This is a genomic window from Bacillus sp. B2-WWTP-C-10-Post-4 (assembly GCF_009183805.1).
In the GTDB taxonomy this organism is placed as follows: Bacteria; Bacillota; Bacilli; order Bacillales; family Bacillaceae_G; genus Bacillus_A; species Bacillus_A cereus.
Genome location: NZ_WEII01000124.1, coordinates 1 through 10,652, shown reverse-complemented (window position 1 = coordinate 10,652; position 10,652 = coordinate 1). Strand labels below are relative to the sequence as shown.

The window sequence follows — 10,652 nt, the reverse complement described above, 5'->3', positions numbered from 1 at the left end:
ATTTTTCCACTTTCTGTACCATCTAAATATCGTTTCACCGCTTGGATTTTTTCTTTTGAAGAAAATTTAGCCATAAAAAATGCACCTCCAATTGTTAGACTGTGTCTAACAATTGGGGTGCACTTCAAATTTAGATGGCTTTTGTATGTTACTCTATCGTTTCAACTTCACGTGGATTTTTCATCTCTTCCACATACACAACTCTAAATCCGTGATCTTCTAAATCTTTCAATAATGTCTCTAATTCACCGTCGTTAAACTCTTCTCCTAATGTAAACATAATTCTACGAACTAATAAGGCATCATTATCAAAAGTCATCAAACTTTGAATACCAGTGTATTTCTTTAAAACTGTCGATAACTTTTGGATTGCTCCATTATAGTCTTGCGTTCCAATCATGACAGAGTATTTACTAGAGTGAACACCCCATGCATCCTCTAATAACTCAAAAACTTTTTTATGCGTTAAAATTCCAAGGAAAACCCCTTTTTCGTCAACTACTGATAAATAAGGCAATTTTTTTATTGTAAAAAATACTTTAAAGAAAGATGAATCTTCTCTCACAAATCCTTCTTTATCGTTTAATAATTGTATTACACTCTCATCAAGTGATCCTTTATATTCTAAAATATCTACTTTATATATATTCCCTAAAAATTTCTCTTTTTTTTCATCTAAAACTGGTACACAACGATACCCCGTTTTATTTAAATGCTCTAACGCTTCCCCTATCGTAATCGAACTTGAGCACAGTAAAACTTCCCTTTTCGGTACGTAATTCCCTTTAATCCTCATAAATAGCCTCCTTATGTTAAAATACTTTCTGTGCCATAACTATATTATATTTTCAGAAAAAAATAAATAATTTATTTTATTTTTCTGAAAATTATTCATTTTCTTGTCATAATTTATTCATGAATCCTTCACTTGCATATTTTTGCTATCAAATCTTCTCTCTGAATTACTGAATGAAAAATATATTGTAACTTCTTTCAAAAAAAGCTAAAATAAGAATAAGAATTTTCTGAATATTCTAAGAGTAGGTGGTTATATGTCCTTATTACGCTCACATATATGTAAATTTATAATTGGTATTATTGTTATTTTTGCCATAAGTCCTATTCCAGCTCTTTTTATTACACACAATTATTCTTATCAAAATGGATTTATTAGCATTTTTCAAAACTTCGCACAGCTTTCTTCTATATCAATTCCAAAGGTTGATTGGATGCATGAATCTATCTTTTTCTCAGCAAACCAAATGATACATACTTCTAATCATTCAACACCATTATTCCCTTACATATGGGAAATATATTTTATATCGATTGTTCGTTTTACTTTTACCCTTGCGATCGGATTTTTCATAAGTTTGGGTATCGGCCATTTATTTTTCAAAGTACCTAACTCGTTTAAAAAGTTTACTACTGTATTGAAATGGATACCTTACTCTTTTTGCACTGTAGTATTACAATGTTCAGTCTTATTACTACTTCTATACATCGCACAATTTATAAACCTTCCTTACTACTCATCATTTATCATCGTATGTAGTACTTCCATGATTATCGTTATGCAAGCAGTAAAAAAATGGATTCCTTTCTTAAAAAACACAAATGAATATGAACTAAAACATGATTCTTTTCTTGTGGATACATTGTTTTTGGCGCTTACTTCGAATCATAAATCAATTTTAGGTTCCATTATTCTTTCATTCGTTTTTATGGAATGCGTTTTTCATGCAAATGGACTGTTACAATTTATCGTTCAATTTGGCGGAAATTCACCCATAATTGTTACAATCGGCTTATTACTACTCTATATCCCATATAGCATACTTTCTTTCCTTCAAACACTATGGACCACAAACTACTCCAAGCAACAGTCATACACTTTAACGAGAAGTGTTCCAAAACCTTAATTTAAAATAACCCTCTATAATCTAAAAGTAGGGGGTTATTCCTTTTGTATAGCGGACAAAATAACAGCAAATTCAAAAACTATTACAGAAACATACCAATATTTACCCTTTTCCTTTGACTATTCTTTTCATTTGGATTTATTATAAAAGTATAACATAATTGCAGGAGGTGACATCTTTATTCCAAACCTTGGAATGGAGAACACGCTTGGACATATTAAATATTTTTCTCATCTTTGTACTTATTCTTATTTCTGGCTTTTTCGTTGCATCAGAATTCGCTGTTGTAAAAGTACGAAAAAGTCGAATTGACCAACTTGCAAATGAAGGTAATAAACAAGCTTTAGCTGCAAGAAGCGTCCTATCTAATTTAGATGTTTATTTATCAGCTTGTCAGCTCGGAATTACAATCACTTCTTTAGGGCTTGGTTGGCTTGGTGAACCAACTGTGGAGCATATACTACGACCGCTCTTTGAAAAAATTAATATTACTGGAACAATGGCTAACACTTTATCTTTTGTTATTGCCTTTAGTGTTATTACCTTTTTCCACGTTGTATTAGGTGAATTAGTTCCAAAGTCTTTCGCAATTCAAAAAGCAGAAGCAATCACACTCAAATTTGCAAGACCGCTTATTTTATTTGATAAAATTATGTACCCATTCATTTGGCTACTCAATAGTACAGCTATATTTTTCACAAAATTACTCGGATTAGAACCTGCGAAAGAAAGTGAACTTGCTCATTCTGAAGAGGAATTGCGACTCATTTTAGGTGAAAGTTTTAAAAGCGGTGAAATAAACCAAACCGAATATAAATATGTAAATAACATTTTTGAATTTGATGATCGAGTTGCAAAAGAAATTATGGTTCCTCGTACCGAAATGATTTGCTTATCTACTGAAAATACGTTAGAAGAAAATATGGATATCGTCGCTACTGAAAAATATACACGCTATCCAATTATCGAAAAAGATAAAGATGATATCATTGGGATGATCAATACGAAAGAAGTATTCCATGATCAAACGAAAGGTATTTATAAACCACTTGAATCTTATATACATCCTGTTCTAACTGTATTTGAAACAGTTCCAATTCGTAAAACATTAGTCCACCTTCAAAAAAATCGCGTTCAGATGGCAATCGTTATGGATGAATATGGTGGTACTGCTGGACTTTTAACGATGGAAGATATTCTTGAAGAAATCATTGGAGAAATTCAAGATGAATTCGATGCGGATGAATCACCTATGATTGAAAAGCGTACACCTAAGCTTACTGTTTTAGATGGAAAGGTGCTTATTTCTGAAGTAAATGATATGTTTGGCCTACATATTGATGATAGTGATTTAGATACAATCGGAGGATGGCTTCTTTCTCAAGCAGTTGACTTAAATATTGAAGCTGGCTACTCCATTGAATATGCTGGTTTTCAATTTAAAGTATTAGAACTTGATGGACATCAAGTCAAAAAAGTTGCTGTACATAAACTAGATATTAAAAAGGAGCTATAAAGTGACTGTTTTATTAACAATTTGTATCATTGCCTGTTTCATTGTTTCATTTCTCGCCTTCATTTATCCAATTATCCCTGGCATACTAGCTGTCTGGGCTGGATATTTGATTTACCATTTCGGTATAAATGGAGGCGAATTAACAACTTCTTTTTGGATTATTCAAGTCATTTTCACTCTTTTCATTTTCGTTGCTGATTTTATTGCAAATGGATATTTCTTAAAAAAATACGGTAGTTCTAAATGGGGCGAACGTGTCGGAATGATTTCTATCATTGTCGGATCGTTCTTCTTCCCGCCATTCGGACTTATTATCATACCGTTCTTATCAGTATTTATAACAGAACTAGTGCATAAAAAAGCGCCAAAAGATGCCTTTCTAGTTGGAGTCGCTACTGTAGTTGGTTTTTTAAGCAGTACAGTAGCGAAAGCAATTCTCCAAATCATTATGATTATCATCTTCTTGTGTTATATCATCTTTTAACCATCCCGACTTCGGGATGGTTTTTTTAATATGCAATACCTACTCGACTATTTTCATATATGTTTTTCTTACATAGATCCCATGCAAAGTGTGCTGTATCACCCACTGTAATTTTTGATCCACCCTCTGGCAATATATCTTTTTCAGTTCGATATACCTCTGTCGCCTCACCATCTATTAAATGTGTCGGACAAACAACTGTCCAACATAAATTATTACTATTACTTAGTACTTTATATGCAGCCAAATGATCTTCCGCTGCCGTTGTCGTTTTCCTTTTTGATTCCGTTGATTGAAAACGATATAAATTTAGATTTGTTCTTGCTTGTAAAATACCAGCTGTTCCTATTGTTATGATTCTACGAACCCCTTCTTCTTCCATTTGCTTAATGATTTGTGGCATACTCTTCCCTAATGTTCCATTTTGATCCGTTCCAAGTGCACTAATTACTATATCGCTTCCTTCTATCACTTTCTTTATATCATTTTCGTTCAATACATTACCTTCTATCACTCGTAGCCTTTCATGTTGTATTTCTATTCTATTTAAATCACGCGCTAATGCATTCACTTCAGCTGAATCCTTTAATGCTAAATTAATTATGTTTGAACCTACTCGTCCTGTTGCTCCCAATATACATACTTTCATTTGTTTTCCCCCTCTTTCATTCTCTTTCTATTTTTCAATAATCTCAATAAATTTACAACAAAAAAGCTTCCTCATATATGAGAGGAAGCTTTATTATTACTTTATTTCTTTTCTTTAGAATCAGTAGACTTCTCGGTTCCGCTTGTTTCTTTATCCTTTTTATCCTCTTGTTGTGTTGTTGTGTCGTCTTCTTTCTTCTTGTCCTCACCTTTACTACAACCTACCATTAATAAAGAACTTGCAAGTGCCATAGCAGTTAATGATTTAACCCATTTATTCATTTGCGTTTCCTCCTTGTGATAGAATATGTACAACCTCATATTACTCTCTATTTTTAAAGGAGAGATTGAAAAACAGTAAATATACGGTAAATTTTTGTAAATTTTCTGATAACAAAACCTGATTTTATTTCATTTCCAATCGATACACAATAAAACTAGTTTTTTCTCTCAATGGACGTAAAAAAACTAAGGCGCATACCATTTCGCCTTAGTTTCTCATGCAAACTTTTCATTTTCATATAGATGTGTAATCTTATATTCCTTCTTCATAACATATTGCCACACACTATAAGCGTAACGGTTCATTTTCAGGAAACAATTTTCCAAAAATGAGCGAAACTCTGGATTAGCAACTTCCACTGCAACTTGAGCAAACTTTAAAGCTAATCGTTTCAAGTGCGCAATATAACTGATTGCAATATGAATATCCCCTGTATATTTACTAACTGTTTCCTTTTCCATTTCATGCAAATCAAACTCCGTTGTTTCACAGGTTATATGCTGCACATTCTCTCCTTCTTGAAAATTTACTTGTTCATTATATGCTTGTAACATATATGGTAAATGGTGCTGTAATAGATTTTTTAATTCTTCGTCTCTGACCTTTCCAGCATACTCTCCAACCTTGTATATTAGCATATAACTATATCTCATTAATTCTTTCATACAGTCCATTAAAGCGCCTCCCTTCTCTTTTGTCCATATACTATAAATATGATGCTAAAACATTCGCTATTCTTGCTAAAAACCAATCCCATCTACTAATTTCCTCAAAATCTTCTTCAGAAAATTGTTTTGATTTATGAAAGTCTACCTGTAATCGACTCCATACTTCATCAACAACTGTTTTATCATATATGATACAGTTAGACTCGCAATTTAAATAAAAACTTCTATTATCAAAATTCGCTGTCCCAATATCAACAATTTCCCCATCTATGATTGTTACTTTCCCATGAAAAAATCCATTTCGATATTGATAAATCTCCGCTCCAGCATGTAACATATCTTTCAAATATGGATAGGCAGCTTGTTTTAACAATATGGCATCACTTTTAAATGGCACGAGAATTTTCACATTAACACCACGATTTAATGCAGCTTTTAACTCTTTCACCATTTCTTTACTTGGTACAAAATATGGTGTAGCTATAATTAAAGACTTTTTAGCTTTTTTTAAAAGTGCCCCATACTTTTCCCATAAGCCTTTTCCATTTGAAAATAAATATTGATATTTTATATTCCCTAATGTAGGTATACTTTCATGTATAGGCATTTTTTCTCCTGTATCTTCTTTCCAATCTTCGGCGAACTTTCTTTCCATATCCGCTGCACCCTCACCATGGATACGCACGTGATAATCACGCCATGGCCCAAACTTTGGATCTTGTCCAAGGTACTCCTTTCCGATATTAAAGCCACCGACGTATGATACCTTTCCATCTATCGTAACAATACGTCTATGATTTCGTTGATGCAAAGAATAGAACACATTTTTCAGTTTCGGTTTTTTACTAAATGTAAACTTCACACCGTTTTCCTTTAATCGGCTAATTACCTTTTTCTTCAGCTTATATCCACCTATCCGATCGACTGACAATTTCACTTCTACTCCGCTAGATGCTTTTTTCTCTAATAACTGTAAAAATTCTTGGCTTATTTCATCTTTTCCTACAATATAAAAATGGATATATATATATTTTTCTGCATCGTTTATATCCTCAAATAATTTTCTATATAACTCTTCACCGTTCGTATGTAGTTGAAATTCACCTAATCGAACTTGTCCTAATTCATATTCACTAGCCATTTCCTTCCCCATTTCTACATCGATGTTCATCCAAATGAATACACCTATTAAACAAAGGATTATAGCGAAAAAGTGCTTCATGGATAAATTCCTTTCTCCACTTACTGTTATTTCTATATCTTCCCTTTTTTATTACATTATCATTCAAGAAAATATGTCATTGCATGATATATGTCCATATCAAACAATAGCTCATTTGCATATTGTATGTTGTATCTTAAAATAAAAGGAGGAAATAACAATGGGCTTCGCACATGGTAATGGATTTGCGCTATTAGTCGTATTATTTATCCTCTTAATCATCGTCGGTGCTGCTTGCTTCTGCTAAGTAGCTACTGCCATATGATATGTGGATGAAAAAACTATAAAAGCGGACACCTATTTTTAGGTGTCCGCTTTTCATTTTAAAACCATTTCTGACTGCTATAGTAACTTAAATGGCTAAATATTCATCTCAAAAGGTTAACAATGTGGCTACTTTCTTACTCTCTGCCTTACGTATATGACGCTGTTCTGCACGTAACACAGCAATACGATGTAATTCTTTCTCTTCTTCGGTTTCAGGGATAACACGCGGTACTGGAACTGGATTATTTTCCTTACTAAGTGCCACAAAAGTAACGAATGACGTTGCCGCTATACGCTTCTCACCTGAAATTAAATCTTCAGCCACTACCTTCACAAACACTTCCATCGAAGTTCTTCCCGTCCAAATTACGAAAGATTCATAACTAACACAATCTGAAGAACGAACAGGATGTAAGAAATCGACCCAGTCCATAGATGCTGTGACACATTCCTTTCTTGAATGTCTGGATGCTGAAATAGAAGCAACCATATCCATCTCCGCTAATATCTTCCCACCAAATAGCGTGTTATGATCATTTAAATCTGTTGGGAAGACTCGGCTCGTTTTGAACACCCTTGACTCATTGGCTGTTTTCCCCTTTACTTCTGTCATTGTTATCACCCCTTTAATGATCTATCCCTAATATTTCAATAATCACTATACTAAATGAACTACACGTTTAATATTAACAACATTCAGAACTTTTAGTCCACAAAAAAGAACCGATTTTATCAATCGGCTCCTCTAAATACATATTGTTCTTTCGGCTGTTCAACTTTATTCCATTTTGTTACTTCTAATACAGGAATATTCGCATGAAACGGCTGATAAAACTCAGTAGTTATCTCTCCTTCTACTTGAATCCAGTCATCATTATTCCACTCTACGCCTTCTGGTTTTTTCACTAACATACCATACACACCAGAATCTGCTACGCAATGTATAATACCGAAACGGAATAAGAAGTATTGTTCTTTTTTAGAAGAATCATCTCTAAAAACAAACCCTTTAAAAGATAATTTTTTCCCAGTAAACTCGCCAGGATAATTATAAATTGTTTCCATACCCTTTAGGAAGTCTTCATCTTTCAAATTAATATTGTCTTTCGTAACAAACTCTTTCTTCCCTTTTTCCATTACACCGCGGTATCCTTCTTTCCCGTAATAAATGCTCGTATCAGGTCTTAGAAATTGTCTTGTCATAAATGGATCCTTACTTTCTGCTTGTGCAACAGGAAAGTGAAAGCCCTTCGCTTTAACAATATCCGAATCTAACGTCGCAATTGGGAAAAATAACCCTGAGATAATTGGAAAACAGAACAATGAGTACGAAAATGCTTTTTTCCACCATGTATTCTCATCTTTTGAATGATCATGCCCGCAATGGCTATGGTCGCAACTGCAATCATTTTTCTCTTTTTCCTTTTGGTGCTCTTTTTGGAAAACGACGATAATTTGTATAATCGTTAAGAAACCTAAAATAATTGCTGCTGTTGTTGATAAATAGGCATACTTCATATTGATATACTTCGTAATGTTACCAGAAATATGAAGCTGCGCAATTAATATTGTAAAACCTAATAATATATATGCTCGAAACATAACCTACCACCCCATCGCATAAATGAGTAGTGAGCTTGCATAAACAACAAGAGTAACTGTAACTATAACAACAATTACAAATTTCGTTTTAAATGTCGCAAGCATCATAAACATATTTTTAATATCCACCATCGGTCCGTAAACGAGGAACGCGACAAGTGAAGCTGTTGAAAACGTACTTTGGAACGAAGAAGCGATAAATGCATCTGCCTCTGAACAAAGTGATAATATATAAGCAAGTCCCATCATAACAGCTGATGAAGAAAACGGACCTTGTCCAATAGCAAGAAGTGTTGAAGTTTGTACAAACGTTTGTACCGCTGCTGCAATTAACGCGCCTAGTACTAAATATTTTCCCATTGAGAAGAACTCCTCAACAGCGTGTGTACATACATCCCACATTTTTTTACGCAGTGGACGCTTATTATTCACTTCTGGGAAGTGATCATCTCTTAATTGATGTTCTTTAAACATAAAGGATAATATAATTCCAACGATAATGGCTACGATAATCGCTACAATAGAACGATACCATACCATGTGCATACTACTCCCAAAGGCAACATAAGTAGCAAATAATACAACTGGATTAATAATAGGTCCAGTTAACATAAATGCAATCCCTGCGTATGGTGGAACGCCTTTTCCAATTAATCGTCTTACAATCGGAACAATTCCACATTCACAACCTGGAAACAACATACCTAAAAAAGTAGCTAATAAAACAGACAGAAATCGGTTCTTCGGCATCCATTTTGCCACCATATCTTCTGTCACGAACATTTGAATGAATCCTGAAATAAATACACCAATGAGCACGAAAGGAAGTGCTTCGATCAATATGGAGATAAAAATTGTATTCATTTGCAGGAATGCTTTCGGTAATTGAAACAATTCCATGATGTATTTCCTCCAACTTTTCATTAACAATATGTAATTTTAACCCCATTTCATTAATTGAACAAGGCTTATATGGAATACATACCCTTTATATACATTACATTGTACAAGTTATATTCTATTCAAAATTTGAGATTTCATAGCAAAAAAGCTGCTCTAGCGTAGTTGTATAACTATGCTAGAGCAGCTTTCTTATCGTTAAAAGTAACGTTTCTTCCAAAAAACAAAAGCTAACGTGAAAGATAGTGTTACACATATGATGAGTACAATTACAAAACCGTGGGCTTCTCCTTCAAACGGAACCTTTACGTTCATTCCAAAGAAACTAGAAACCATCGTCGGTAAAGATAAAATGATCGTAATTGACGTTAACAGTTTCATAACACTATTTAAATTATTTGATATAACGGAGCTAAAAGTATTCATCATTCCACTTAAAATATGACTATATATTTCCGCCATTTCAATAGCCTGTTTATTTTCAATTAATACATCTTCTAATAAATCTTGATCGTCTTCATACATTTTTAAAAATGTACTATTACGCATTAACTTTTGAATTACAATTTTATTAGCCTTTAATGACGTTGTAAAGTATACTAAGCTTTTCTCAAGGCCTAACAATGTGAAAATCTCTTTATTTTTCATTGACTGATTTAATTGATGCTCTAAATCAATTGTTTTTCGATTTATTTGCTTTAAGTATCTTAAATAATAAGTAGAAATCGTATATAAGAGCTGAAGTGCAAAGCGCGTCTTCTTAAACGTATAAAATTCTTTAATACGTTGATTAATAAAACGTTCAAAAATTGGATTCTCTTCTAAGCAGATTGTAACAAAACAATCCGGCATCACAATCATACCTATTGGAATCGTGTCATAAATCGAATTTCCTTCTTCGTCATGTCTAACTGTCGGAATATCGACGATAATTAAAGTATTATTGTCTTCCTTTTCAATACGAGAGCGTTCTTCATCATCCAAAGGGTCTTTAATGAAATCTAAGTCTACATTTAAAGTTTGTACTAGATATTGAATTTCTTCTTCTGTTGGATGAAGTACATTAATCCAGCACCCCTTTTGCATTTCCTCAATCTCTTGTAGTTTTCCGTTTCGGTCTGTTAAATATATATTTAACAT

The 10,652-nt window shown here is 33.2% G+C and carries 13 protein-coding genes; 4 read left to right on the top strand and 9 right to left on the bottom strand.

Annotated features, from left to right (window positions below; translation table 11 throughout):
- Positions 1–148: 148 nt before the first annotated feature.
- Positions 149–796, bottom strand: coding sequence for a cyclic di-AMP binding protein CbpA (gene cbpA, locus GBN78_RS26010; RefSeq protein WP_001220526.1), 648 nt, complete (start codon positions 794–796; stop codon positions 149–151).
- Positions 797–1,052: 256 nt separating this feature from the next.
- Between cbpA and GBN78_RS26005 the strand changes: the two genes are divergently transcribed.
- The 3 genes from GBN78_RS26005 (at position 1,053) to GBN78_RS25995 (ending at position 3,922) form a co-directional block, all read left to right on the top strand.
- Entirely contained in the window at positions 1,053–1,922 is an 870-nt protein-coding gene (locus GBN78_RS26005; RefSeq protein WP_000055261.1) for a hypothetical protein, read from the top strand.
- A 208-nt stretch (positions 1,923–2,130) separates the two neighbouring features.
- Positions 2,131–3,438, top strand: a complete 1,308-nt coding sequence (locus tag GBN78_RS26000; RefSeq protein ID WP_000353738.1) for a hemolysin family protein — start codon at positions 2,131–2,133, stop codon at positions 3,436–3,438.
- A 1-nt stretch (position 3,439) separates the two neighbouring features.
- Positions 3,440–3,922 carry a DUF456 domain-containing protein gene (locus tag GBN78_RS25995; protein ID WP_000217334.1) on the top strand — a complete coding sequence of 161 codons (483 nt, stop codon included), beginning with the start codon at positions 3,440–3,442 and terminating at the stop codon, positions 3,920–3,922.
- A gap of 25 nt (positions 3,923–3,947) precedes the next feature.
- On the opposite strand, the gene GBN78_RS25990 is transcribed toward GBN78_RS25995, so the two are convergent.
- From GBN78_RS25990 to cls, 4 genes are all read right to left on the bottom strand, one after another.
- Positions 3,948–4,571 carry an NAD(P)-dependent oxidoreductase gene (locus GBN78_RS25990; RefSeq protein WP_000861639.1) on the bottom strand — a complete coding sequence of 208 codons (624 nt, stop codon included), beginning with the start codon at positions 4,569–4,571 and terminating at the stop codon, positions 3,948–3,950.
- 101 nt (positions 4,572–4,672) lie between these two features.
- Positions 4,673–4,852 (bottom strand): hypothetical protein, encoded by a 180-nt coding sequence (locus GBN78_RS25985; RefSeq protein ID WP_001045960.1) that lies wholly within the window; start codon positions 4,850–4,852, stop codon positions 4,673–4,675.
- 216 nt (positions 4,853–5,068) lie between these two features.
- Entirely contained in the window at positions 5,069–5,527 is a 459-nt protein-coding gene (locus GBN78_RS25980) for a spore coat protein (protein WP_000340540.1), read from the bottom strand.
- Between the two features lie 31 nt (positions 5,528–5,558).
- Positions 5,559–6,743 (bottom strand): cardiolipin synthase, encoded by a 1,185-nt coding sequence (gene cls, locus GBN78_RS25975; protein WP_152127860.1) that lies wholly within the window; start codon positions 6,741–6,743, stop codon positions 5,559–5,561.
- Positions 6,744–6,903: 160 nt separating this feature from the next.
- Between cls and GBN78_RS25970 the strand changes: the two genes are divergently transcribed.
- A complete protein-coding gene (locus GBN78_RS25970) occupies positions 6,904–6,990 on the top strand; it encodes a YjcZ family sporulation protein (RefSeq protein WP_000505094.1) in 87 nt (28 codons plus the stop codon).
- 126 nt (positions 6,991–7,116) lie between these two features.
- Here the strand turns inward: GBN78_RS25970 and GBN78_RS25965 are convergent, their stop codons facing one another.
- From GBN78_RS25965 to GBN78_RS25950, 4 genes are all read right to left on the bottom strand, one after another.
- Entirely contained in the window at positions 7,117–7,623 is a 507-nt protein-coding gene (locus tag GBN78_RS25965; RefSeq protein ID WP_000141164.1) for an acyl-CoA thioesterase, read from the bottom strand.
- 119 nt (positions 7,624–7,742) lie between these two features.
- The gene (locus GBN78_RS25960; protein ID WP_000488043.1) at positions 7,743–8,612 is read right to left on the bottom strand and encodes a TIGR03943 family putative permease subunit; all 870 of its coding nucleotides are present in this window, start codon (positions 8,610–8,612) and stop codon (positions 7,743–7,745) included.
- Positions 8,613–8,615: 3 nt separating this feature from the next.
- On the bottom strand, positions 8,616–9,512 hold the full coding sequence (locus tag GBN78_RS25955) for a permease (protein ID WP_000418716.1): 897 nt from the start codon (positions 9,510–9,512) through the stop codon (positions 8,616–8,618).
- A gap of 198 nt (positions 9,513–9,710) precedes the next feature.
- On the bottom strand, positions 9,711–10,652 hold the full coding sequence (locus tag GBN78_RS25950; RefSeq protein WP_000932389.1) for a magnesium transporter CorA family protein: 942 nt from the start codon (positions 10,650–10,652) through the stop codon (positions 9,711–9,713).